Source organism: Serratia sp. UGAL515B_01, from assembly GCF_033095805.1.
GTDB lineage: Bacteria > Pseudomonadota > Gammaproteobacteria > Enterobacterales > Enterobacteriaceae > Chania.
In genome coordinates this window covers 2291767-2315523 of the sequence record NZ_CP109901.1, presented here as the reverse complement: position 1 = coordinate 2315523, position 23757 = coordinate 2291767, and the positions used below count along the sequence as shown (strand labels likewise).

The window sequence follows — 23757 nt, the reverse complement described above, 5'->3', positions numbered from 1 at the left end:
CTATTATGCCAGTTATCGCGCGATACAGCCTGCCAGATTAAGCTTACTGCACCAAAAACGCTTTGAACTGTGGTGTCATCACCGCACTAAATCCATCTTCGGTTTTGGTAATCAAATAGACAGCCAATCCTTTCTCTTCCGCCAGTTTCAAGGCTTTTTCTGTGCCCAATACCATCAGGCCAGTGTCCCAGCCATCGGCTTCTAGCGCGGTCGGTGCAATAACGGTGGCTGAAACCAGTTTATGGGTGATTGGCCGTCCTGTAAGAGGATCGATCACATGGGAATAACGCTGCCCGTCCTTCTCGAAATAGTTACGGTAACTTCCGGCGGTGCTGATGCCATAGCCTTGTAAATCAACCAGCGCCTGCACGGCATTTTCTCTGTCTGTGGGTTTTTGGATGGCGACTCGCCAAGGTTTGTTCTGTCCATTCACGCCACGTGAAGAAACGGCTCCCCCCACTGAAACCAGATAGTTGGTAATTCCCTTACGCGCCATCAGTTTGACGAGCTGATCCACGCCGTAGCCTTCACCAAGCGTAGAGAGGTCGACATACATCCCAGGCAGATCTTTTTGTAACCATTCGCCTTGGTGGTCGCTAAGCAACTTTAGATGTTGCAGGCCGGTATAACTGCGGGCGTCGTCGATCTGCTGCTGACTTGGTATTTTAGCCACATGTTTATCCGGCCCGAATCCCCATAGATTAACCAGTGGGCCGACGGTAATATCCATTGCTCCGCCAGTATCACGACCGATCCGTTGGGCAGTCAGGACGATATCTGCCATACCGCGCGGAATAGGTTGAGGATCTTTACTGGCATTCTGGTTGAAGCGGGAAAGCACTGAATTGGGACGATAAGTCGAGATGTCATCATTGGCCTGTTCCAGCAACGCGTCGATCTCCTGCTGCAATTGCTGTTTATTTTGTGAGATAACACCACTGACCTTCACACTGTAGAAAGTACCCATAGTTTTGCCCTCAATATCGAGTTGTGGGCGTGTTTCAGGCTCGTTGCAAGCAGTCAGCAGGAAGAATGCTGTCATCAATAGCAGACGTTTGGCAACAGGGTGAGTCATTGAAAACTCCTTAAAAGTAAGCAAAGGCGCTACAAATAGAGCAAAGTCTGGCAAATGAAAAGAGGAAATTGGTAATAAATGCTTTTTTCTGGCCTAATTTGCACGCGTCGGCTAACGTCATTCGGCAGCAAAGTCAAAGCCATAAAGTTGTCAGCAGGCTTAGAAGGTGAGAGTTATAACATGAGTTCAAATGCTGTTATTGGTCTGTTGAGGCCATTTATGCGTGATCGTTTTCTACACATGCTGGTGTTAGCGGGCATACTACTGTTTGCGATTGCGCCACAGCCGCTGGTGGTCGTATCTAATTTAATTGATTGGCGTACCATAGTGACACTGCTGGGGCTAATGCTATTGACCAAAGGTGTTGAAATCAGCGGTTATTTTGACTTTATTGGTCGCCGGATCATCAACACCTTACGCAGTGAACGCGGGTTGGCAATGTTTCTGGTGTTCTCTTCCGCATTTTTGTCTTCTTTTCTCACCAACGATGTGGCACTTTTTATTGTTATTCCTCTTACACTCACGCTGAAAAAACTCTCCTCTCTGCCTGTGGGCCGGTTGATTATTTTTCAGGCTTTGGCGGTGAACGCCGGATCGTTGCTGACACCGATAGGAAATCCACAAAATATATTGTTGTGGAGCAAGTCATCACTGACATTTATGGGGTTTGTGGCGCAGATGGCTCCTTTATGCCTAGTGATGATGCTGAGTCTGTTGGCTTTAACCTGGTTGAGCTTCCCGGCACGGAATATCAGTAAAGTGCCTAATACTCCGGCTTATCCCTACCAGACACGCCTGTTGCTGAGCTGTGTGGCATTGTATGTGGTCTTTCTGCTCTGCCTGCACTTTAACGCACCGCTGTACGGTGTGCTGGTGGTATTGATCTGTTTTCTGATTATGGCTCGCAAGGTGTTGTTACAGATAGACTGGAGCCTGATCTTGGTATTTATCGCCATGTTTATCGATATTGGGCTGCTGACACAATTACCCGCTGTGCAGCCATTACTGACGAGAATTGCCGCTTTGCCTGATAGCAGTGTCTACGTATTGGGGGTCGCTGTGTCTCAGGTGATCAGTAATGTTCCCGCTACTATATTGTTACTGAACTATGTGCCCTCCAGTACGCTGGTGGCTTATGCCGTCAATGTCGGAGGATTTGGCTTGGCAGTGGGTTCATTGGCCAACCTTATTGCTTTACGCATGGCTGGAGAACGTATGATCTGGCTGCGGTTCCATTACTATTCGTTGCCGTTTCTTGTTTGGGCTGCGTTGGTAGGTTGGGGCATGCTGCGGTAATGACTCTCATGCCGCAGCATTTCGGCTACAGCATGAAATAAAAAAACCGGGTTAACCGCGTGCGGCAAGTAAGCAGATGCTGCGGGTGACTTGATAAGACTTCACAAATGAGCTGACCGGCAGGAATTCAAAGCGTGAATGGAAATTGTGTGCACCGGTAAAGTAGTTTGGCGTAATCAAGCCACGACTGGAGAGAGCTGCGCCGTCCGTACCTCCGCGCATTGGGATCACTTTCGGAGTAATACCATGAGCGGCAAGTGCCCCGAAGATCAGTTCAATGGCACGTTTGTCCTCACCAATTGAGTTGCTGATATTGCTGTAAATATCCTGCACGGTGCAGCTGACTTTAGCTCTTGGATAGTTTGCCGCGACCTGTTGCACCACTTCTTGCAGCCGTGCTTTACGGCTATTGAAAGCGGCGAGGTCAAAATCTCTGATCGATACTTTTAACGTTGCGTTGTTAGCATTGGCGACCATGTCGTTGAACCAGAAATAGCCTTCACGTCCCTCGGTGTGCTCCGGGGTATCCTTAATATCAAACTGGTTGATAATATCAGTAGCGATTCGGATTGGGTTGATCAGCACATTTTTGGCTGACATCGGGTGTGCAGTAACGCCTTCGATCAGGATTTCTGCCCCGGCGGCGTTAAAGTTCTCATAGACCACTTCGCCCAGTTCACAGCAATCAATGGTATAGGCAAAATCCACGTCAAAACGTGCCAGATCCAAGGCTTTGGCACCACGCAGGCCAATTTCTTCATCCGGTACAAATGCGACGACAATATCGCCATGACGATCGGTGGCACTCAGGTTAGCCAGTAGAGTCATCACCACGGTGATGGCCGCTTTGTTGTCTGCACCAAGTACGCTGGTGCCGTCACTGAAGATAATATCTTGGTTCATATAGGCCAGTATTTCTGGGTGCTCGGCGGTACGTAACCAGATATCCTGCTCGGCATTCAGACACAAATCCTCACCCGTGAAGCGCAGACATTGCGGGTGGATCTCGGCAGACAGGCCAACATCGACGGTGTCGATATGAGTAATAAAGCCGATTCGAGGAGCACCGGGCTGGTTACCTGGCTTACGTGCGGTGACTGTAGCATGTTCGTCGACCTCTACGTCCTTCAGCCCAAGCTGGCGGAGTTCAGCGGCTAACAGCTGTGCCATGTCATGCTGACTCGCCGTACTGGGGAGCGTAGTTGCGGAGGCATCACTTTGGCTGGTAACGGCCAGATAACGGAAAAAACGATCGGTAAGTTGTTCGGTAATGCTGCTCATCAGTGTTCCTCGTATTAGATTTACCATGGTTTTAAAGCCAAATTTGTTTACTGTCCAATCCTGCAAGATGTGGCACGAAATAAAAGGGCTTAAGTTAGCCTGATTTTACCAAGCTGTACTACCGCTTGGGTAATTTCTCCTGGTGTTAAGGCTGAGAACCCGAGTAACCAACCGTCTCGCAGTGCTGTGGCGGTCTGATACTGGGCCGCCAGACCTGGTGTAATGACGCCTAACTTTTGCGCTTGTCGGGTTAATTCTTTTTCTTGGCCCACAGGGAGCCAAATGGCCAGTTGCAACCCTCCACCTGCAGGTTGTGGTGTAGCAAAGTGGCTCAGGTTCTGTTCTATCTGCAAAAGCAGCCAGTCTCGACGGCTGCGGTAGAGCTGGCGCATATAGCGGATGTGAGAGGCAAAATATCCTTGCAGAATAAACTCTGCCGTCACTGCCTGCGTCAATTGGGCACAGTGTCCATCATACACGGTACGTGCTTTGGTAAATGCGGCAACCAAGGCGGCAGGTACAATCAGGTATGCTAGCCGCAGTGAAGGGAACAGCGCCTTAGAAAAGGTCACGATATACGGTACATTGCCGTGGCGATCCAGACCCTGCATGGAGGGCATCGGTTGACCATCGTAATGAAATTCGCTGTCGTAGTCGTCTTCAATGATCCAACTGCGCGTGCGATGGGCCATTTCCAACAACGCTAGTCGTCGCTCCAGACTCAACGGAACACCGGTAGGATATTGATGTGATGGTGTCAGATAGGTCAACCGTGGTACAGGCAATGTGCGTTCTGGCAGAAGCCCACACTTATCAACTGAAACGGGGATCAGGCTTGCACCAGCGCTGATAAACGCATTTCTGGCACCGCTATAACCAGGTTCCTCCATCCAGACGTTGTCACCGTTATCGATTAACAAAGTGGCGATTAACTGCAATGCCTGCTGTGAGCTGGTCAGAACGATAACCTGTTGTGCATCGCAGTTCACACCTCTAGTCTGGCCAACATAACGGGCAACCGCTTCACGTAATGGCAGATAACCTTGTGGGTCGCCATACCCCAGTAGTTTTTCTCCTTGGGTTCGCAGTTGTTGAGCGGTGATCTGTTTCCACACCTTTAGCGGGAAGGCGCGTAGGTCGGGCGTTCCAGCAGCAAACGGTAAAGGGGATTCTGGGTCACGACACCCACCGGTTTTTACAATCATGCTACCCCGCTGGGATAGCCGTAATTGACCCGTGGTTTTGCGTGCAGGCATCGGTTTATTCATCTGAAGCGCGACATAGGTTCCGCGGCCCATCATGCGTTGCAGATAGCCTTCGGCTTCCAGTTGTGCATACGCCGCTTCGGCAGTGATGCGTGATACTTGCAAGTCTGCGGCCAGAACGCGGGAAGAGGGCAATTTCTGGCCTTCCTTCAGAGCGCCGTCAAGAATAGCGTTCCGTAACGTATTGCAAACGCGCTCACGCAGTGTGCCTTTGGCATTTCCGCTTTGCTGAAAAAGGGTCAGCAAGACTTGGGACATAATCGGTCTTATAGCAACGATAAAATAGGTATCAACTATAAGGCCAAAATCCAGCACTATTGTCATCAACCTTTTGCATAGGAGTATGATTATGACAGCAACTTCATTGGTGTTAGTTTTTCCCCCGGTGACCGCACAACAGAGCATGGATTATCTGCGGGAAAAGCTCAGTTATTACGCTGACTCTGCCGATGTTGCGGAAGATCTGCGCAACGGTATCAGTGAAATTGTGGTGATCGACACACGAGTAGCAGCGCGATATGCCGCTGGACATATCCCCGGAGCGGTGAGTTTCCCTCATGGTTTAATGGACGAAAACAGCACACAGATGCTCGATCGTGGCAAAGTCTATATCACCTATTGTGATGGTATCGGCTGCAACGGCTCAACAAAGGGAGCTTATGCGCTAGCAAAGCTCGGCTTTCAAGTTAAGGAGTTGATCGGTGGGTTGGATTTCTGGCTACGCGATGGCCTACCTTTGGCTATCGGCGATGAAAAAGGCACGATGCAAGGGCAGGCAAAAACGCCAGAATGCGGTTGCTAAGCGGTTAAAACACCCAGAACAATAGCAACGGGCAACCAGTACCTGCGGTTTACTGAGTGTAGATTGCACAGGGCTGCTTTGCTCGGGTTGAGTGGCGGTTGTTGTACCGCGTGGCTTTCGCCAGGCCTGAAGGTTGAGGTTGTTTTATCCAAACGCCGGATAAAAAGTTGTTGGATAACATCATTCAACTGTGCGGGAGTTAATGGCGCATCAAAGGTTGCATATCACCAGTCCTTCGCTGAGTAAAGAATCGGCTAACCCGACGAAAAGCTCAGGCTCAATCCAGGTAGCCCTTTAATTGACCGCCAGCGGTGTTAAATAAAGGGCATTGCCTGGTATACGCTAGACAATTCGAGTTGCATGTAGGCAACATACCGAGAGTCGGCAGGAGTCGATTTGAACGCTGATTGCAGCATCCCCTTGCGGCGAGGCCTATAGATAGCTCGAGGAACGGACGCAGCTAACAACCATACACACCATGCACCTTGGAGCGTCACGAGTCTATGATAGCTGTAATCTTAGGCCATCAGTACCGTCCGCAAGACATTTCTTTACAGGCAAATCGTTGCTTATCCTGTTTGCGCCGCTAAGATAAGCGCAGATAACGTGTTGGGGGTGCAATGATTAATCGACAGCGGATTGCAAAATGGTTTTTATACCTGACTTGCCTGGTTGTGCTGACTTGCGTCACGCAGCGTATGGCAGGCTTGCATTCGTTGCAACTTGCGCTGGGGTCGCCCAACGTCAACGTTAGCCAGCCCACGCTTAGCGGAGATGACAAATCCGAACCGACTTCCTCCACTTCATGTGAACTGAGTGCTAAATCGTTGTTGGCAGCATCACCCGTGATGTTCGAAACCGTCTTATTCGGGATGGGAATGCTGCTGGCACTTCTAACCCCGATCATTGCAGCACGTCTGCGCTTCCCTCCACCGCGAGCTATCTCCCCAACCACCCTGCGGGTACATCTGCGATTATGCGTGTTCCATGAATGAGTTAATCCCTCGTTATACGTGGTGATTAATTTATTTACGGAGAAAAAAATATGTTTAATTTCATTAGGCTGGCGTTTTTTTGCCTGCTACTGTTGTGGCTGCCTGCGCTTCAGGCGGCAGACAGCGGTTGGTTACAAAACCCACAAAACGATCATGCCAAGGTCAGACTGCGTGCGGACAACAGCAGGGGTGAACAAACTCGTATGCTGTTATCCGTCGAGTTGGATAAAGGGTGGAAAACCTACTGGCGTTCACCGGGTGAGGGCGGTATTGCACCAGCCATTTCCTGGCAAGGGGAGCCGCCACCAGCAACCTGGTATTGGCCAACGCCACAACGTTTCGAGGTGGCAGGGATCTCCACCCAAGGTTATCAGCATCGGGTAACACTTCCCGTGGTATTCAACGGTACGTCAGATAAGTTGGCAGGAACGCTCACGCTATCGACCTGTAGTAATGTCTGTATCCTGACTGACTATCCATTTACTCTGGATCTGACGACACCCACGGATCCCCTGTTTGACCATGATTTTGCCCAGGCAATGGGGCAGGTACCGATTGCCGGCGGCTTGGTAGATAGCATTCGTGCCGGTTATCAACGTGGTGAGTTGCAGATCAGCGCTGAACGAGCGGCGGGCTGGCAACAACCTGAACTGTTTTTCGATACTCTGGCAGAGGCGGACATTGGCAAACCTGTGATAAGCAGTGACGGTACGCACATGCATGCACGTGTTCCCGTCAGCGATGGTTGGGGGGAGAATGCACCCGACTTGCGCGGCAAGCAACTGCGGTTGGTGATCAGTGATATGGGCGTTGCACAGGAAACCACGCTGACCATTGGTGGGCCTCTCGGTTTGTCCTCATCTTCCGCTTTCTCATTGTGGCAAGCGGTGTTGATGGCATTGGTGGGGGGATTCATTCTTAATCTGATGCCTTGTGTGCTGCCTGTGTTGGGGATGAAGTTAGGTTCTATTTTACAGGTTGAACAGCGCGATAGGCACAGCGTACGTTGGCAATTCCTGGCTTCGTCACTGGGCATTGTCCTGTCGTTTATGGCACTGGCCTTGTTGATGACGTTGCTCAGGCTGAGTAATCATGCATTGGGGTGGGGGATCCAGTTCCAAAACCCGTGGTTTATCGGTTTTATGGTTCTAGTCACCTTGCTGTTCAGTGCCAACCTGTTTGGCTTGTTCCATCTGCAACTCCCTTCTTCGCTGAATACCAAACTAGCTACCCATAATGGGCAAGGCTTGGGTGGCCATTTCTGGCAAGGAGCATTCGCCACCTTGTTGGCAACACCATGTTCCGCCCCCTTTCTCGGTACTGCCGTCGCATTTGCGTTAGCGGCTTCACTGCCAGTGCTTTGGGGGATGTTTGTGGCGTTGGGTATTGGCATGAGTTTGCCGTGGTTGTTGATTGCCGCCTGGCCTGCACTGGCCTTGCGTTTACCGCGCCCGGGCCGCTGGATGAATGGCGTTAGGTGCGGACTTGGTCTGCTGATGTTAGTGTCTTCGTTTTGGCTACTCAGCCTGATGACGAACCACATTGGCGAGATGCCAACGCTGATTGTTGGCGTTTTGCTGCTAATGGCACTCTTGTTGGCAATCGGGATACGGCTAGGCTGCCGCGCTGCGGGTATTGCTACAACCAGCACGTTGGCGATTGTGGGCCTGGTCTTGCTGGTCTATTCGCTGACCGTTGGGGCAGGGCGGCACCCCTTGCACGACAATGTCGTTTGGCAGCCTCTTTCTGAACAGGCGATTGCCCAAGCGTTGGCGCAACACAAGCGGGTATTTGTCGATGTGACTGCCGATTGGTGCGTAACCTGCAAGGCCAATAAATTCAATGTGTTGCTGCGTGACGATGTGCAAAAGGCGCTCAGTGCCGATGATGTGGTGGCACTGCGTGGTGATTGGAGCCGTCCATCGGTAGAGATTTCGGCCTTCTTACAGCGGCGTGGCAGCGTAGCCGTCCCCTTTAACCAGATTTATGGTCCCGGTACGCAGGAGGGCGAAGTGTTGTCACCATTGTTAACGCGCGAAGCCGTACTGAAAGCGCTATCCGCAGCCAAAGGAGTTCAATAATGAAAAAGTTACTGATTTTACTGATGCTGATTGTTACCCCCGTCTGGGCTGCAGCGCCGTTTACCGCTGAGCAAGAGGCTCGCATCAAAGCGCTAATCCGCGAAACATTGGTATCTAACCCAGACATTCTGGCGGAAGCCGCAGATGCCTGGCAACAGCAAAACGCTAGCCAACAGATTGGCCAAGTGCTTAAGCAAAATAGCAAAATCCTGTTTGATGATCCGGCTAGCCCGCGCTTGGGAGCAAAAAATGCCAAGCTGACGCTAGTCGTCTTCACCGATTACAACTGCCCCTACTGCAAGCAGTTTGATCCCAATCTGGAGAAGATCGTCAACAATTATCCCGATGTGGCATTGGTAGTAAAATTGTTGCCGTTCAAGGGCGACAGCTCGGTGAGTTCTGCCCGCGTAGCCTTGACCACCTGGCAGCAGCACCCTGAACAGTTCTGGTCGTTGCATCAACGCCTGATGGCCAAAAAAGGCCTCCATGACAGTACCAGCATCGCTGCCGCACAACAGAAAACCGGGGTGCAGCCGGTGGCACCAACCGAACAGAGCATGACCTCGTTGCGAAGCAATATGAAGCTGGCAGAGCAGTTGGGTATACAAGGCACGCCAGCCACTCTGGTTGGCGATCAATTGATACCTGGTGCAGTACCTTATCAGGAACTGGAGACGCTGGTGCAGCAGCAACTGGCTAAGATAAAAAATGGCTAAGCTAAAACGCTGGGCGCGTGAATTACTGATCTTGCTGCTGCTTGTGGCGAGCGTCATATTTGTTATCGACTGGTGGCGCGCACCCCAGGCTCCTCCGTCATTTAACCAACAACTGCTGCAGACGCTGGACGGAGAGTCGGTATCATTGGCTCAACTCAGTCAGGATAAACCTCTGCTGGTCTATTTTTGGGCCAGCTGGTGTGGTGTTTGTCGTTTTACCACACCCTCTGTCAGCAAATTGGCAGCAAACGGCGGCAATGTATTGACCGTTGCATTGCGTTCAGGAAACGACCAGCAAGTTGAGCAGTGGCTGGCACGTAAAAGGCTAAAACTGCCCGTGGTGAACGACGAGCAAGGGGAAATCGCGTCACGCTGGCAGGTTGGTGTGACGCCAACCTTTGTTGTGATATCAAGGGGTAAGCTGGTGCAGAGTACGACCGGCTGGACCAGTGAATGGGGGATGAAGCTACGGTTATGGTGGGCCAGTCTTTGATGGCTTGGCCTAAACCTTTAATTCTTTGACACTCTCAATCGCCCGGCCTAGCCGGGCGATGCTTTTCTTGATGGTTAGGAAATTCAATTACCTCTTTTTGGCGTTTCCTAACGATGAATAGTGGTGAGGTTTGTCGAGAGTTAATGCGTAAAAATACCTATTTTTATGTGCTTTAAAGCTAAAACACCTTTTTTAGACGTACTCATTCAGAAGCGCGGTTTGCAAACGTTGTTTTTTCGCTATCTTATGCAGCCTGTCAGCCACCAGTTTGGTGGCGTGCTCGCCCGCTATGACACCGACAAAACAACATGCCACACGGCCCCTATTGTTACACCTAATATTCTTGCATACACTGTGCTTACGGCGAATCATTGCAGATTGGATATGACAGGAATGACAGGAACAACCTCTAAGAATAAACAGCTTGGCATAATGACCTATATCGATAATTCTCAGAGAATGCTGGAAGAGTTTAGCTGGTTATATAAAAGCTGGATCTACAGTGGCTGCTGGAAAACATCAGACCTGATTGTTGTCCACCATCCTGCATTGACTAATCAGTTGCCGAGAGAACCCGGTATTGTGTTGATATCTCAGGAATCGTTTTCACAACATCATCCTCAGTTTCATGATTATCCCTATATCAATTCAATTGCCTGCCTAAGTGGTCCACATATTGATTACATAATTCAACGTTACCAATGGGTGCTGCGCACGGATGCAGATGTTTTTCTCACTCGCCATTTGGCAAATCTTACCCCTCTTTTTCCGATACATGGTCGCGGCAACTACCATTTAAATGCCAAGTTCCGAGAAAAAATGCTCGATTTTTGCCGTAGGCACGGCGTTGAACATAGATATAGCTTTGGCTGCGGGAGCTCGCTACTACTCCGCACCGAGTTGATGATCCCGTTCTTGCAACGTCAGATATACTGGTGTCATAAGTTGATCGAAGAGTTCGGTACAGATCAAGCAAACTGGGGGGTTTGGCCAGAGTGGTGTCGCGGTGTGTTGTCGATGTATGCGGGTGAAATTGCCGCCAATGAACGCTGGGACTGTTATTTAAGGGATAGCCGTGAACGCATCTTGGATGTGGAGAGCGAGAAGAGTGGCCTCATCGACATACTCACGCTACATATTCACGCAACCCAATACAAAGTTGGCTTTTCCAAGTTGCGTTATCACGCGGGTGATTATAAGGATATCGATCCTGAAACACTCGATCGCAACCGTATAGATCATTATTGCACGTGGATTTCCCTGACTCCGGCTAAGGTGATCAAAAAACTCTCGGGTTATATCTGGTAAATGCCTGTCGTTGGCTGAGAATATGAACCCGTTGCCAATGCCAAGCAGTGCGGGTGATGGACGGGGTCTTGATGCTGAGAAAAGCGACTTGAGCTTGCCTGCTCGTACTCATTTGTGATAATTCGGGCAGGTAAACCTGCCCGTTATACCCAACAAATCTCAAGATACAGGGTATGTTGTTATTTGCTGTCGGTGGCGTCAGCGGCGACGCTACGGCGTCGGCGAAGTTTGCGTAGCACGGGTGGCAATACCAGTACGGCCACGGCTAACACCAACAGACATTGTGCAATGCTGCTGCTCCATAGGATGCCAAATTCACCGTTGCTGATAGACAACGCTCTGCGCAGGTTTTGTTCCAGCATTTCTCCCAATACGAAACCCAGGATCAGCGGTGACATCGGGAAGTGCATTTTCCGCAGTATATAGCCAAACACCCCCAGCCCAACCATCAGCAGCAGGTCGAACGTGGTGCTGTGAACCGCGTAGACACCTACGGCGGAAACGGCCGCTATGGCGGGTACCAAGAACCAGAGTGGCACGGTTAACATACGGGTGAACAGGCCGATCAACGGAATGTTCATGATCAACAGCATGACGTTGGCAATCAACAACGCAGCGATCAGGCCCCAGACAATGTCAGGTTGTTCGGTAAACATGCCCGGTCCTGGTGTGATGTTATACAACGTCAGTGCGCCCATCATAACCGCTGTTGTCCCAGAACCCGGTACGCCCAACGTCAACATCGGAATAAATGAACCACAGGCTGAGGCGTTGTTGGCGGCCTCGGGTGCCGCGACGCCACGAATATCCCCTTTACCGAAGGTATCGCTGTTGCCGCTGATCCTCTTCTCCGTCATGTAAGTGAGTGCGCTCGCAATCGTTGCCCCTGCTCCTGGCAAGATACCAACGAAGAAACCAACCACAGATGAACGTAGGGTAGGGCCAACGCATTCGGCAGCTTCTTTGCGGTTAAACAGCATACGGCCTGTCTTACGGATTAACTTCTGTCCGGTGCTGGTCGTCTCCAGCATCAGTAGAATTTCGCTGACTGAAAACAGGCCAATGACCACCACGATGAACTGAATGCCATCAGAGAGATGCACACTGTCGAAAGTGAAGCGGTAAACACCGGTATTAGCATCCACCCCTACCGTGGCCAATCCTAGGCCAATCAAGGCAGCCAACAGCGATTTGATCGGGTTTTCGCTCATCATGCTGCCAAGGCAGGCAATCGCGAACACCATCAGAGCGAAGTATTCCGCCGGGCCAAATGCCAGCGACCAGCGAGCCAGCAAAGGAGCGAAAAGAATAATCCCGGTAATGGCAATCAATGACCCCACAAAGGAACTGACCGCAGAGATGGATAGTGCAGCTCCGGCTCGCCCTTGTTGTGCCATCGGGTAGCCATCCAAAGCGGTCATGATTGCGGCTGCATCACCCGGAACGTTGAGCAGGATCGAAGAGATACGCCCACCGTATTCGCAACCGATATAGACCGTAGCCAGCAGGATCAGGGCAGACTCTGCGGGTAGTTTCAACGCGAAAGCCAGCGGTAACAGGATCGCTACACCGTTGATTGGGCCTAAGCCCGGCAATAGCCCGACAATGGTGCCAACGAAACAGCCGATCAAGGCAATCATCAGGTTCTGTGGCACCAGTGCCACTTCGAACCCTTGAGACAAATACATCCAGGTTTCCATCATCGTCCCCGTTAACTCAGCCAAGCGCCAAGTGGCAGTGTGACATCCAGCAAATAATCAAAGGCGTAGAACAATGAAACGCCCATCACTGCGCCAGAGATCAGCGCGGCCAAGATAGTGGCCTGGAACAGTAGGCCGATGCTGATGGTCAGCAATGCGGTAGCCAGAGGAAAACCAAGCCACTCGAATCCCCAGGCATAAAGCACCAGTGTGATTATCAGCACTAACAGACGCTGCAATACTTTGTTATGTGGCCATTCGACGATCTGCGGCTTACGCAATAACAGCAGTGCGGCACACAGCGCCATCAGGCCAAGAATGGCCAGGGGGAAGGGGCGTGGTCCCAAAGGTTCGTAACTGTACTCGCTCTGTATGCCCCAACCGATAAACAGTCCCCCGATACACAACAACAGCCATAGGCCAGCAAAAATGCGATCGCTCATGGAGTGCCCTTTGTTTATTTGGCCAGCCCGAAGACTTTTGCCTGCTCACGATATTGGGTAACCTGGTTTTTCACGTAGCTATCCAGTTCTGTACCGGTCAGATTGAATTCAAACAGGCCGCGCAGGTCGCGTTGTTTTTTGAACTCTTCGGTAGCCATCATTTTTTTGAACGTATCGGCCCACCACTGATACTCTTCCTCGCTGACTTTAGGCCCAACGTAGAAACCACGGATGATCGGCCAGATCAGATTGAACCCTTGTTCTTTGGCGGTAGGCACGTTGGCCAGTTCACCTGGCAGGCGCTCCTCGGCATATACCGCTAATACACGTAATTTGTCGCTCTTCAGGTGAGGAACCATCTCACTCAGATCGCCTGACACCGCTTGAATGTGATTACCTAGCAGGGCCGTCACCGGTTCACCCCCACCTTCGAACGCGACGTAGCGCATTTTGTGGGGATCAACACCAACCTGGCGTGCCAGCAAGGCAGTTTTCATCCAATCCTGGCTGCCAATTGAGGCACCGGCACCAAACACCACGCTGTCAGGATTTTTTTGGAACGCATCCATCAGATCTTTCAACGTCTTGTAAGGTGAATCGGCACGAACGGCGATCATGCCGTAGTCAGTCCCTACTGCGGCCAACCATTTCACATCATCCACGTTGTAGCGGCCAAACTTGCCTTGTGACAGATTCAGCAGCGAGCCACCCGAAAAGGCGACTACGGTGCCAAATTCAGCTGGACGTTGTGCCACAATGGCGTTGTAAGCAACGGCCCCTACGCCACCAGGCATATAGGTTACGCGCATCGGCTTGTCTATAGCTTTGGTTTCCTGCAATGAAACTTGGATCAGCTTGCAGGTGAGATCGAAACCTCCGCCAGGCTTGGCGGGAGCGATACATTCAGTGCGGTTTGGCGGTTCTACGGCAAATACCTGATTGGCGGCAAGTAACAGCGCTGTAGCGCTAAGTGTACGGGTAATTATTTTTTTCATATCCTTTCCCATCGGTTTTCTTTCAGATTGTGAGTGCACCCGCTGACAAGGGGTTGTTGAATTGTTAAAACAATAACCTTTCATTTACCTTTCAGTGCCCGGAAAAGTTTACAGGATGTGACATGCGTCTCTTGTTAGTTGAAGATCACCCCGAGCTATCCCATTGGTTACAAAAAGCGTTGACCAACCTTGGCTTTGCCGTGGATGTCGCGGCAGACGGTTTGGCTGCTGACCATCTGTTATTGAACGAAAATTATGCTTTGGTGGTGTTGGATGTGGCCTTACCACGGCTAAATGGTTTGGAGTTGTTGGCTAGGTTGCGCAAGCGTGGGCAGACTCTGCCAGTACTGTTGTTAACGGCACGAGCAGAAGTAGCCGATCGGGTTAAGGGACTGAATTTGGGAGCAGACGACTACCTTACCAAGCCGTTTGAGCTTGATGAGCTGGAGGCACGTATTCGCGCTTTACTGCGGCGTAGCGTCGGCGTGACGCAACAAGCACTTGAGTATGGTGGGCTGACCTACCATGATGAAGGCTATTTTTTGTTGGAAGACAAGCCATTGCAACTCACGCCCCGTGAACTGGCGGTCTTGACCACGTTGATGCATCGCCGTGGCCGTCCTGTTGCCAAGCAACAGTTGTTTGAACAGGTATTCACACTTTCTGAGCAGGCAAACCCAGAAAGCATCGAGCTTTACGTTCATCGGTTACGCAAGAAACTGCAGGGTAGCACAGTGTCAATTATGACCTTGCGTGGTTTGGGGTATAGCCTGGAGTTGTGTAATGAGGTGGTTTAACGCACCCCGTTCACTGTTCTATCAGTTGTTGCTGTTCTTTGGTTTACCGTTGTTAGTATTGGGAAGCATTTCAGTCTATACCCACTATTTTAGCGCCATGCGTGCTGCAACACTGGCTTACGATCGAACACTACTGGCGTCTGCACGCACCGTGGCAGAACGATTAGTGGTACGTAATCAACGGTTGGAAGTGGATGTTCCCTATGTGGTGTTAGACAGTTTCGAACGTAATATGAACGACCGGCTCTACTATCAAGTGATTTCGCCAGAGGGGAAAAGTATCTCTGGGTACAATGATTTACCTCAATTGCCGTCATCGACTACCCGTTCTACCCTTTATCCCGCCTTGGTACATTTTTATGACGCGGATTATCTTGGTGTCCCCATCCGTGTCGCCGCGTTGTTCCAGCCGGTCAATGATGCTGGAGTCGAAGGGATGGCCACCATTCTGGTGGCGGAAACCCTGGAATCAAGGCGCTACCTGGCGCGGCAAATGTTGCTGGCTGCATTACTCAGTCAGGGAACCGTAGTGCTGTTGACGCTGATATTGGCTTATATCCTGTTGAAAAAAGTACTCAAACCCTTACGTAAGCTTTCCAGCATCATGCTAAGGCGAGATCCCGGAGAACTCACGCCGCTACCTATGGTGTTGCCATGGTCTGAAATGCAGCCACTGTTACGGGCCTTTAATCGCTATATTGAGCGACTTCGGTTGATGGTAACCCGTCAGGAACGCTTCAGTGCTGATGCCTCTCACCAATTGCGTACGCCGCTGACGGTACTGAAAACCCAGGTTGGCGTGGCACTGACCAGTGATAAGCCAGAACAATGGCGAGAAAGCCTGGAAGGTATGAGCACGACACTGGATAGCACGATAGCGTTAACCGACCGCCTTTTGTCTCTTTCCCAGCTTAAAGCTCATGAACGCCGTGCCGATCATAAACTGCACCCGGTTAACTTGGCACAGATACTAAAGGATGCCTGTTTTTCACGATTATCGCAGGCACGTAGTAAACAGATCGATTTAGGATATGAGGGCGCGGAGGTATGCCATATCGCAGGTGAAGTGCTGTTGTTGGCGGAGCTTTGTGCCAACCTATTGGATAATGCACTGAAATATACCCCTAATCGAGGGATAGTCACTGCGCGTCTGCAACTAGAGGAAGGGCAGGTGTTGCTGGAAATAGAAGACAGCGGACCGGGTATTTCACAGGAACAAACGTTGGCTGCGCTTCAGCCGTTTCATCGGCTGGATAACGTTGGTGAACAGCCGGGGGCAGGCTTGGGGTTGGCACTGGTGAAAGACATCACAGCTTATCATGGTACTCGCCCGGAGTTGCTGAGTTCCGCAGAATTAGGCGGTCTGTTGGTAAGGGTCCGGTTTAATTTACTGTCCTGATTATGTTTTTAAAGGGGGACCTCCCTCATTTCGATGTTTCGCATAACGGCCATTGAGTAGTGCCGCTTTTCGGCGCTACTCAATGGTTACAACACTTGCGTTCGTCTAAATAGCTGAGCGTAATATTGCTACAGGTGGGTGTGATGCAGGTTAGCCGACCGTTGAGCGCAGGGATGCGCGATACCAGCCCCCAATGTGAAGGGCACGGCGTGTCGGTATTCCTCATTATTCCACCGTCTGAAAGCGTGATGTGGAGCGGTATTAACAACGCTTGTTTAGAGGTGTACGCAGGCGTTGTGACAGAATAACCCCCAGCAGTGTGATCCCACCGCCGATGAGGTGATAACTGTGTAAATGCTCATGCAGGAACAACACGGCGATAATGGCGGTGAACACCGGGGCCAGGTTCATAAAAATGGAAGCTTTGTTAGCTCCCAGACGCATTACCCCTTGGATCCACAAGAATGGCGCGAGGATAGAGGCGGGAATGCCGGCAAACAGCACCAACGGAATATTCTGGCCATTGAGCTGGACGTCCTGTGTCATCAGGAAGTTTGGCAGCAGCAATATCACACCAAATAGGATCTGCATATACAGTGATTGCCAGTTAGGCAACGCGATTGCCCAGCGTTTAGTCAATACGCCGTATAGTGCATAGGACGCTGAAGCGCCGAACATCAGCCATTCACCCTTACCGATACCGTGCTGCAATAACAACCCCGGTTGACCGCCGCTGACTAGCCAGACCAACCCAGCTAAAGAAAGCAGGGTGCCCAAGGCGATGCCAACAGTGGGTACAACACGTAGCACTAAAATGCTGATCAAAACCGTCAAAAGTGGGATTAATGAGTTAAGTATCCCCATAAACAAAGCGCTGACGCTGTGTGCGGCGTAGTAAGCTAAACTCTGGTATAACACCATACCAAGTAACCCAAGGATCATCAGCTTCCACCCGTTGGTGCGGATGGTCGGCCAGTTACGGATCGTTCCCGGCAGCATGAAAGGGGTTAGAACGATTAATGCCAGTAACCAGCGGTAAAAAGAAATAGCTGCAGGATCGATAGCGGTTGCCGACACTTTACTGACTATCGCGTTGATCGACCAGATAAGTACAGCCAGCAGGGGAAAAAGTGCATTCATGATAATTATTCTCAACAATATAGCGCAAGCTGGCTAGTCTAACCGTGTCTGATTTATTATATATAGTGATAATCAGACAGGATCTCGCGAATACAAGACAACATCATTATGGCTGAAACCCGTCATTCCCCCAGTGCTAACATAAAAGCACCGCACACGCTGTTTATCTGTTGCGAAGAAACCAATGCGGATACTGAGTATCTGCCACACAGTCATGACTGGGGACAATTGGTTTGTGTCAAAACGGGGGTGATCGCCCTGAATATTGCTGGTCAGCGTTTTCTTGCTCCGCCAGAGTTTGCCGTCTGGGTACCAATAGGTACGGAACATTCCAGCTATAACCGCAAACCCGCACTGTTTCGTACCATTAACATCGCCAAGGACTGCTGTTCGGGGCTGCCAGAACAAGCTTGCTTGATTAATGTTTCCCCGGTGTTTAGTGCCATCGTCGAAGACTGCCTGGTACGCAAGATGCTGGAACCGCACACCGAGGAAGATTTACGCTTGTGTCTGGTGATGATAGACCAGTTACGTATTTCGCCAATCCAGCAGACCTATCTGCCTACCTCGAAAGACAAATTCTTGGGTCCAGTGCTTGAAGCGCTGGAGCGTTGTCCGGCAGATAATACGCCGCTGGCGCTTTGGGCTCGGCGAGTTTATACCACTGAACGCACCTTATCGCGCCGTTGTCAGCAAGAGTTGGGGATGTCATTTAGCGAATGGCGCCAACGTCTGCGTTTTTTGCACGCACTTTCATTGCTTGAGCGGGGGAAAACCGTACAGGATGTGGCTCTTGATGTTGGTTACAGTTCGGCTTCAGCATTTATTGTCATGTTCCAGCAAATCGCGGGAACCACGCCAGAACGCTTTCGCCGTACATAACAACATTGGGTTTCTGTACCATTCAGTGGCAAACTATTTTCTGCTTGAACGTCACCTATTCTTGGAGAACAACGTGAAGATCCTGGTTGATGAAAATATGCCCTACGCGCTAGACCTGTTTGGTCGCCTGGGTGAAGTACAGGCCGTGCCTGGCCGACCTATTCCGCGTGATGCATTGGCAGATGCTAACGCACTTATGGTGCGTTCTGTGACTAAAGTGAATCAGGAATTATTGGCCGGTACGGGTATTAGTTTTGTGGGTACTGCGACAGCAGGGACAGACCATGTTGACCTCGCTTGGCTACAACAGATGGGGATTGGTTTTTCTGCTGCACCAGGCTGCAATGCTATCGCCGTCGTGGAATATGTGTTCTCCGCGCTGTTGACGCTGGCAGAGCGCGATGGCTTCCACTTGCTTGATAAAACCGTGGGGATTGTTGGTGTTGGCAATGTCGGCTCCCGTTTGGATGCACGTCTCAAAGCGTTGGGGGTTCGCACATTATTGTGTGACCCGCCGCGCGCTGCGCGTGGCGATGCCGGGGAGTTTTGGCCACTGGAAAAATTGGTGGCAGAAGCCGATATCCTGACCTTCCACACTCCACTGAACAAGACTGGTCCGTACAAGTCATTGCATTTGGTCAACGCAGAGCTGCTTGACGCTATGCCGGAAGATCGGATCCTGATCAATGCCAGCCGAGGTGCGGTAGTGCACAACGCGGCATTGCTCAACGTGTTGGAGCAGGGGAAAAGGTTGAGTACGGTGTTGGACGTATGGGAACCTGAGCCAAACCTCTCCTTAGCACTACTGGACTGGGTGGATATTGCTACCGCGCATATTGCAGGCTACACGTTGGAGGGTAAAGCACGCGGCACCACGCAGGTATTTGAAGCCTTTGCTCAGCATATTGGGCAACCACAGTCGATCGAACTGGCTTCGCTGTTACCGGTGCCTGAATTCAGCGAAGTTCGCCTTAATCGGCCACTGGATGAAGGCATGTTAAAACGATTGATGCACTTGGTGTATGATGTGCGCCGCGACGATGCCCCTCTGCGCAAAGTTGCCGGTCTGCCGGGGGAGTTTGATCGCTTGCGCAAGCATTACCAAGAACGTCGGGAGTGGTCTTCATTGCAGGTGTTATGTGATGACAGCGCCAGTGCTGAACTGTTGCATAAGCTGGGTTTTGGTGTTCGGTAAGAGGTAGCGTAAGGTTACCTGATTTCCCCTTTTTATATCCGGGTGCTGTATCTATCTGTTGTCTTTAAGGCGATGGTCTGAAACTGACACCCGTTTGCCTTTGAATGAATCATTCAGGAGAACCCCCAATGTCTGATGGCTGGAATATCGCTCTGCTTGGCGCCACTGGCGCAGTCGGTGAAGCGTTACTGGAATTGTTACAGGAACGCCAGTTCCCGGTGGGGGAGCTTTTTCCTTTAGCCAGTGAACGCAATGCTGGTGCCACTGTGCGTTTTAACGGTAAATCCCTGTTGGTACAAAATGCGGAGGAGTTCGATTGGTCTCAGGCGCAATTAGCTTTTTTTGCAGCGGGTACTGAGGCGGCAGCCCGTTATGCCGAAGAGGCTGGCAACATGGGGTGCCTGGTTATCGATACCAGTGGCCAGTTTGCATTGGAGCCGGATGTGCCGCTGGTGGTTCCTGGTGTTAACCCGCAGGTGCTGGCAGATTACCGTAACCGAAATATCGTCGCGGTGGCAGATAGTATGGTGTGCCAACTGCTGACGGCGATAAAGCCCCTAACGGAGCAGGCGGGGCTATCTCGTCTGCATGTGACTACCCTAATGTCGGTTTCGGCCCGGGGTAAAGTTGCGGTGGACGATCTTGCAGGCCAGAGTGCGCGCCTGTTAAACGGTATTCCTGCTGAACCAGGGGTATTTACCAAGCAGTTGGCGTTTAACCTGTTGCCATTGCTGAACGATGAGCAGGGCAGCGTACGGGAGGAGCGTCTGATCGTCGATCAGGTGCGCAAAGTACTACAGGATGAAGGATTACCTATCTCGGTTAGTTGTATCCAATCGCCGGTATTTTATGGTCATGCACAAGTGGTGCATTTGGAAGCGTTGCGCCCTATCGCGGCAGAAGAAGCTCGCAGTGAGCTTGAGCAGGCGGAAGATATTCAACTGAGTGAAGAAGACGATTATCCGACACAGGTGACGGAGGCGTCCGGCAGCGATGTTTTAAGCATAGGTTGCCTGCGTAACGACTACGGCATCCCGGAAATGTTGCAGTTCTGGTCAGTGGCTGACAACGTTCGCTTTGGCGGTGCACTGATGGCGATCGAAACCGCAGAACGCCTGTTGCAGGAGCAGATGTACTGATGTCTGAGGTGGAGTTACCAACCCAGCCAATGCTGAAAATTGCGTTGGGGATTGAGTATGATGGCAGTCGCTATTATGGCTGGCAGCGTCAGCAAGAGGTTGCCAGTGTGCAGGCTTGCCTGGAAAAGGCCCTGAGTAAAGTAGCGGATGCGCCGATAGGCGTGTTCTGTGCAGGGCGTACCGATGCGGGCGTGCATGCTACTGGGCAAGTGGTGCATTTTGAAACGCTTGCGCGTCGCAAAGACGCTGCCTGGACGATGGGTGTGAATAGTCACTTGCCCCCGGATATCGCCGTACGTTGGGTGAAAGAAGTGAACAGCGATTTTCATGCGCGTTTCAGTGCTACCGCTCGGCGTTATCGCTATATCATCTATAACCATCGCTATCGTCCGGCAGTTTTACAGCAGGGAGTGACCCATTTCTATCACCCGTTAGATGCGGGCCGTATGCATCGAGCGGCGCAGGCCTTGTTGGGCGAAAATGATTTTACTTCATTCCGGGCGGTACAGTGTCAGTCACGTACTCCTTGGCGTAACGTAAAACACGTTAAGGTTACACGCTACGGTGAATATATCGTGGTAGATATAAAAGCCAATGCCTTTGTCCACCATATGGTTCGCAATATTGTTGGTAGCCTGATGGAAATTGGTTGCGGCAATCAGAACGAAAACTGGATGGCCGAACTACTGGCGTTGAAGGACCGTAATCTGGCTGCAGCCACCGCCAAGGCTGAAGGGTTGTATTTGGTCGCCGTTGATTATCCTGCATTGTTTGATTTACCCCGACCCCCGTTGGGGCCACTGTTTTTAGCCGACGATTAAACAGCCTGATGGCAGATTAATGCGTTGTTCATCGATGCTTGTAGTCGGGTGAGTGAGTCACCCGGAGAAGAGAGAGTTTATGGAAGTCATTAAGTTTCTGATTGATTTTATTCTGCATATTGATGCACACCTGGCGGAGTTGGTTGCCCAATACGGCGTGTGGGTTTACGGCATTCTTTTCCTGATCCTGTTTTGTGAAACAGGGTTGGTGGTAACGCCTTTCTTGCCGGGGGATTCTCTACTGTTTGTTGCCGGTGCACTGGCGGCTTTACCTTCTAACGATCTTAACGTACATACTATGGTGGCACTGATGCTGGTTGCTGCCATACTTGGGGATGCGGTCAACTATACGATTGGGCGGCTGTTTGGCGAAAAGTTGTTCCGCAACCCAGATTCAAAAATTTTCCGCCGTAGTTATCTGGATAAAACGCATCAGTTTTACGAGAAGCATGGGGGTAAAACCATTATATTGGCACGATTTGTGCCTATTGTGCGTACTTTTGCGCCATTTGTTGCCGGTATGGGGCATATGTCTTATCGGCATTTTGCAGCCTATAACGTGATAGGTGCGCTACTTTGGGTGCTCTCGTTCACTTATGCTGGTTATCATTTTGGTGGGTTACCGGTGGTGCAGGAAAACCTGAAATTGTTGATCGTTGGGATCATCTTTGTTTCAATTCTGCCGGGCATTATTGAAATATGGCGCCATAAACGTGCGGCTGCGCGCCAGCAAAAACAATAAAAAACATCGCTTAGCACATCGGTTCGACCAGTTTTTTGTCCACACTATCGGGCCGATATGCTTTAATGAGCGACATTTATGGTCTGTTCCTGCGAACAACCCTGAAACCAGTATCAGGAAGGCGTACTTGCTGGCCCTGAAACGTGCATTTTCATGGGGGTATGTTTTCAGGGGGATTGTTTAAAGCATGAACAGCGGACTGGCGTGTGCCAGGTTCAGACAGAAAGGTCATCGATGAGCTGGATTGAACGAATTCTTAACAAAAGTAACGTTACTCAAACCCGTAAAGTGAGTATTCCTGAAGGGGTCTGGACTAAATGTGATAGCTGCGGCCAGGTTCTTTATCGTGCCGAACTGGAGCGTAATCTTGAGGTGTGCCCCAAGTGTGACCACCATATGCGTATGCCAGCCCGTATGCGTTTGCATACTGTGCTGGATGACGGCAGTGGGGTGGAGCTGGGCAGCGAACTGGAACCAAAGGACGTTCTTAAGTTCAGGGATTCCAAGAAATACAAGGATCGCCTGGTTGCGGCACAGAAAGCGACCGGCGAAAAAGATGCGCTGGTGGTGATGAAAGGCACACTATACGGAATGCCTGTGGTGGTTGCCTCCTTTGAGTTTGCCTTTATTGGTGGTTCTATGTCTTCCGTTGTGGGCGCTCGTTTCGTCCGTGCGGTTGAACATGCACTGGAAGATAACTGCCCGCTGGTCTGCTTTTCAGCTAGTGGTGGTGCGCGTATGCAAGAAGCGTTGATGTCGCTGATGCAGATGGCGAAAACCAGCGCCGCGCTTGCCAAGTTGCAAGAGCGTGGTTTACCGTACATTTCTGTTCTGACCGATCCTACCATGGGAGGGGTTTCTGCCAGCCTGGCTATGTTGGGTGATATCAATATTGCTGAGCCAAAAGCCTTGATCGGTTTCGCGGGGCCACGCGTTATTGAACAAACCGTACGCGAAAAACTGCCACCGGGATTCCAGCGCAGCGAATTCCTGATCGAAAAAGGTGCGATAGATATGATCGTCCGTCGCCCTGAGATGCGCAAAACGTTGGCAAGCATCCTTTCCAAACTGACGAACCAGCCGCAGCCGTATTTTGACGATGCTGTACCGGTAGTCGTTGAGGAAAATCATACGGAAGCTTGATCAGCGCAGGAATGCACCAGCCACCGGCTGGTGCATTTTTCCAACCGTT

Annotated in this window: 22 protein-coding genes; 15 read left to right on the top strand and 7 right to left on the bottom strand. The window is 51.0% G+C overall.

The features are described 5' to 3' along the window. Positions 1–43: 43 nt before the first annotated feature. Positions 44–1075 carry an FAD:protein FMN transferase ApbE gene (gene apbE, locus OK023_RS10405; protein WP_317692667.1) on the bottom strand — a complete coding sequence of 344 codons (1032 nt, stop codon included), beginning with the start codon at positions 1073–1075 and terminating at the stop codon, positions 44–46. Positions 1076–1255: 180 nt separating this feature from the next. On the opposite strand from apbE, the gene OK023_RS10400 reads away from it, so the two are divergent. After that, a complete protein-coding gene (locus OK023_RS10400) occupies positions 1256–2371 on the top strand; it encodes an SLC13 family permease (protein WP_317692666.1) in 1116 nt (371 codons plus the stop codon). A 51-nt stretch (positions 2372–2422) separates the two neighbouring features. Here the strand turns inward: OK023_RS10400 and pepT are convergent, their stop codons facing one another. Further along, complete coding sequence (gene pepT, locus OK023_RS10395) at positions 2423–3652, bottom strand: peptidase T (RefSeq protein ID WP_411569354.1); 1230 nt, start codon at positions 3650–3652, stop codon at positions 2423–2425. Positions 3653–3741: 89 nt separating this feature from the next. Then, entirely contained in the window at positions 3742–5241 is a 1500-nt protein-coding gene (locus OK023_RS10390) for a PLP-dependent aminotransferase family protein (RefSeq protein ID WP_317692665.1), read from the bottom strand. A 25-nt stretch (positions 5242–5266) separates the two neighbouring features. Here OK023_RS10390 and OK023_RS10385 point away from each other — a divergent pair, with 25 nt between their 5' ends. From OK023_RS10385 to OK023_RS10360, 6 genes are all read left to right on the top strand, one after another. Further along, the gene (locus tag OK023_RS10385; RefSeq protein ID WP_317692664.1) at positions 5267–5719 is read left to right on the top strand and encodes a rhodanese-like domain-containing protein; all 453 of its coding nucleotides are present in this window, start codon (positions 5267–5269) and stop codon (positions 5717–5719) included. A 620-nt stretch (positions 5720–6339) separates the two neighbouring features. After that, on the top strand, positions 6340–6714 hold the full coding sequence (locus OK023_RS10380; protein ID WP_317692663.1) for a copper resistance protein: 375 nt from the start codon (positions 6340–6342) through the stop codon (positions 6712–6714). A 50-nt stretch (positions 6715–6764) separates the two neighbouring features. Next, complete coding sequence (locus tag OK023_RS10375; RefSeq protein ID WP_317692662.1) at positions 6765–8795, top strand: protein-disulfide reductase DsbD family protein; 2031 nt, start codon at positions 6765–6767, stop codon at positions 8793–8795. Further along, positions 8795–9511 carry a DsbA family protein gene (locus OK023_RS10370; protein WP_317692661.1) on the top strand — a complete coding sequence of 239 codons (717 nt, stop codon included), beginning with the start codon at positions 8795–8797 and terminating at the stop codon, positions 9509–9511. Before OK023_RS10375 ends, OK023_RS10370 begins: the two co-directional genes overlap by 1 nt. Further along, positions 9504–10004: a protein disulfide oxidoreductase gene (locus OK023_RS10365; protein WP_317692660.1), complete on the top strand. Its 501-nt coding sequence runs from the start codon at positions 9504–9506 to the stop codon at positions 10002–10004. The genes OK023_RS10370 and OK023_RS10365 overlap by 8 nt, the downstream gene beginning before the upstream one ends. A gap of 219 nt (positions 10005–10223) precedes the next feature. Then, positions 10224–11312, top strand: a complete 1089-nt coding sequence (locus OK023_RS10360) for a hypothetical protein (protein WP_317692659.1) — start codon at positions 10224–10226, stop codon at positions 11310–11312. A 179-nt stretch (positions 11313–11491) separates the two neighbouring features. Here the strand turns inward: OK023_RS10360 and OK023_RS10355 are convergent, their stop codons facing one another. Genes OK023_RS10355 through OK023_RS10345 form a run of 3 tightly spaced genes read right to left on the bottom strand, consistent with a single transcriptional unit; the run spans position 11492 to position 14450 of the window. Then, a complete protein-coding gene (locus OK023_RS10355; protein WP_317697635.1) occupies positions 11492–13012 on the bottom strand; it encodes a tripartite tricarboxylate transporter permease in 1521 nt (506 codons plus the stop codon). Between the two features lie 11 nt (positions 13013–13023). After that, the gene (locus tag OK023_RS10350) at positions 13024–13455 is read right to left on the bottom strand and encodes a tripartite tricarboxylate transporter TctB family protein (RefSeq protein WP_317692658.1); all 432 of its coding nucleotides are present in this window, start codon (positions 13453–13455) and stop codon (positions 13024–13026) included. A gap of 14 nt (positions 13456–13469) precedes the next feature. After that, positions 13470–14450, bottom strand: coding sequence for a tripartite tricarboxylate transporter substrate binding protein (locus tag OK023_RS10345; RefSeq protein WP_317692657.1), 981 nt, complete (start codon positions 14448–14450; stop codon positions 13470–13472). 122 nt (positions 14451–14572) lie between these two features. On the opposite strand from OK023_RS10345, the gene tctD reads away from it, so the two are divergent. Both tctD and OK023_RS10335 read left to right on the top strand, forming a co-directional pair. Continuing rightward, entirely contained in the window at positions 14573–15247 is a 675-nt protein-coding gene (gene tctD / locus OK023_RS10340) for a transcriptional regulator TctD (protein ID WP_317692656.1), read from the top strand. Further along, entirely contained in the window at positions 15234–16646 is a 1413-nt protein-coding gene (locus OK023_RS10335) for a sensor histidine kinase (RefSeq protein WP_317692655.1), read from the top strand. The genes tctD and OK023_RS10335 overlap by 14 nt, the downstream gene beginning before the upstream one ends. A 261-nt stretch (positions 16647–16907) precedes the next feature. Here the strand turns inward: OK023_RS10335 and OK023_RS10330 are convergent, their stop codons facing one another. After that, positions 16908–17786: a DMT family transporter gene (locus tag OK023_RS10330; protein WP_317692654.1), complete on the bottom strand. Its 879-nt coding sequence runs from the start codon at positions 17784–17786 to the stop codon at positions 16908–16910. Positions 17787–17894: 108 nt separating this feature from the next. Here OK023_RS10330 and OK023_RS10325 point away from each other — a divergent pair, with 108 nt between their 5' ends. The 6 genes from OK023_RS10325 to accD all read left to right on the top strand — a co-directional run bounded on the left by OK023_RS10325 (position 17895) and on the right by accD (position 23708). Beyond that, the gene (locus OK023_RS10325; protein WP_317692653.1) at positions 17895–18668 is read left to right on the top strand and encodes a helix-turn-helix transcriptional regulator; all 774 of its coding nucleotides are present in this window, start codon (positions 17895–17897) and stop codon (positions 18666–18668) included. A 73-nt stretch (positions 18669–18741) separates the two neighbouring features. Next, positions 18742–19863, top strand: coding sequence for a 4-phosphoerythronate dehydrogenase PdxB (gene pdxB, locus OK023_RS10320; protein WP_317692652.1), 1122 nt, complete (start codon positions 18742–18744; stop codon positions 19861–19863). A gap of 128 nt (positions 19864–19991) precedes the next feature. After that, positions 19992–21002 carry an aspartate-semialdehyde dehydrogenase gene (locus OK023_RS10315; protein WP_317692651.1) on the top strand — a complete coding sequence of 337 codons (1011 nt, stop codon included), beginning with the start codon at positions 19992–19994 and terminating at the stop codon, positions 21000–21002. Continuing rightward, positions 21002–21823: a tRNA pseudouridine(38-40) synthase TruA gene (truA, locus tag OK023_RS10310; RefSeq protein WP_317692650.1), complete on the top strand. Its 822-nt coding sequence runs from the start codon at positions 21002–21004 to the stop codon at positions 21821–21823. Before OK023_RS10315 ends, truA begins: the two co-directional genes overlap by 1 nt. A gap of 79 nt (positions 21824–21902) precedes the next feature. Beyond that, a complete protein-coding gene (locus OK023_RS10305; protein WP_317692649.1) occupies positions 21903–22565 on the top strand; it encodes a DedA family protein in 663 nt (220 codons plus the stop codon). Between the two features lie 234 nt (positions 22566–22799). Continuing rightward, a complete protein-coding gene (gene accD / locus OK023_RS10300; RefSeq protein ID WP_317692648.1) occupies positions 22800–23708 on the top strand; it encodes an acetyl-CoA carboxylase, carboxyltransferase subunit beta in 909 nt (302 codons plus the stop codon). Positions 23709–23757 lie beyond the last annotated feature (49 nt).

Bases quoted from the DNA above. Each gene is read 5' to 3' on its own strand.
- apbE (WP_317692667.1), bottom strand. From the start codon at position 1,075: ATGACTCACCCTGTTGCCAAACGTCTGCTATTGATGACAGCATTCTTC.
- OK023_RS10400 (WP_317692666.1), top strand. From the start codon at position 1,256: ATGAGTTCAAATGCTGTTATTGGTCTGTTGAGGCCATTTATGCGTGAT.
- pepT (WP_411569354.1), bottom strand. From the start codon at position 3,652: ATGAGCAGCATTACCGAACAACTTACCGATCGTTTTTTCCGTTATCTG.
- OK023_RS10390 (WP_317692665.1), bottom strand. From the start codon at position 5,241: ATGACAATAGTGCTGGATTTTGGCCTTATAGTTGATACCTATTTTATC.
- OK023_RS10385 (WP_317692664.1), top strand. From the start codon at position 5,267: ATGACAGCAACTTCATTGGTGTTAGTTTTTCCCCCGGTGACCGCACAA.
- OK023_RS10380 (WP_317692663.1), top strand. From the start codon at position 6,340: ATGATTAATCGACAGCGGATTGCAAAATGGTTTTTATACCTGACTTGC.
- OK023_RS10375 (WP_317692662.1), top strand. From the start codon at position 6,765: ATGTTTAATTTCATTAGGCTGGCGTTTTTTTGCCTGCTACTGTTGTGG.
- OK023_RS10370 (WP_317692661.1), top strand. From the start codon at position 8,795: ATGAAAAAGTTACTGATTTTACTGATGCTGATTGTTACCCCCGTCTGG.
- OK023_RS10365 (WP_317692660.1), top strand. From the start codon at position 9,504: ATGGCTAAGCTAAAACGCTGGGCGCGTGAATTACTGATCTTGCTGCTG.
- OK023_RS10355 (WP_317697635.1), bottom strand. From the start codon at position 13,012: ATGGAAACCTGGATGTATTTGTCTCAAGGGTTCGAAGTGGCACTGGTG.
- OK023_RS10350 (WP_317692658.1), bottom strand. From the start codon at position 13,455: ATGAGCGATCGCATTTTTGCTGGCCTATGGCTGTTGTTGTGTATCGGG.
- OK023_RS10345 (WP_317692657.1), bottom strand. From the start codon at position 14,450: ATGAAAAAAATAATTACCCGTACACTTAGCGCTACAGCGCTGTTACTT.
- tctD (WP_317692656.1), top strand. From the start codon at position 14,573: ATGCGTCTCTTGTTAGTTGAAGATCACCCCGAGCTATCCCATTGGTTA.
- OK023_RS10335 (WP_317692655.1), top strand. From the start codon at position 15,234: ATGAGGTGGTTTAACGCACCCCGTTCACTGTTCTATCAGTTGTTGCTG.
- OK023_RS10330 (WP_317692654.1), bottom strand. From the start codon at position 17,786: ATGAATGCACTTTTTCCCCTGCTGGCTGTACTTATCTGGTCGATCAAC.
- OK023_RS10325 (WP_317692653.1), top strand. From the start codon at position 17,895: ATGGCTGAAACCCGTCATTCCCCCAGTGCTAACATAAAAGCACCGCAC.
- OK023_RS10315 (WP_317692651.1), top strand. From the start codon at position 19,992: ATGTCTGATGGCTGGAATATCGCTCTGCTTGGCGCCACTGGCGCAGTC.
- truA (WP_317692650.1), top strand. From the start codon at position 21,002: ATGTCTGAGGTGGAGTTACCAACCCAGCCAATGCTGAAAATTGCGTTG.
- OK023_RS10305 (WP_317692649.1), top strand. From the start codon at position 21,903: ATGGAAGTCATTAAGTTTCTGATTGATTTTATTCTGCATATTGATGCA.
- accD (WP_317692648.1), top strand. From the start codon at position 22,800: ATGAGCTGGATTGAACGAATTCTTAACAAAAGTAACGTTACTCAAACC.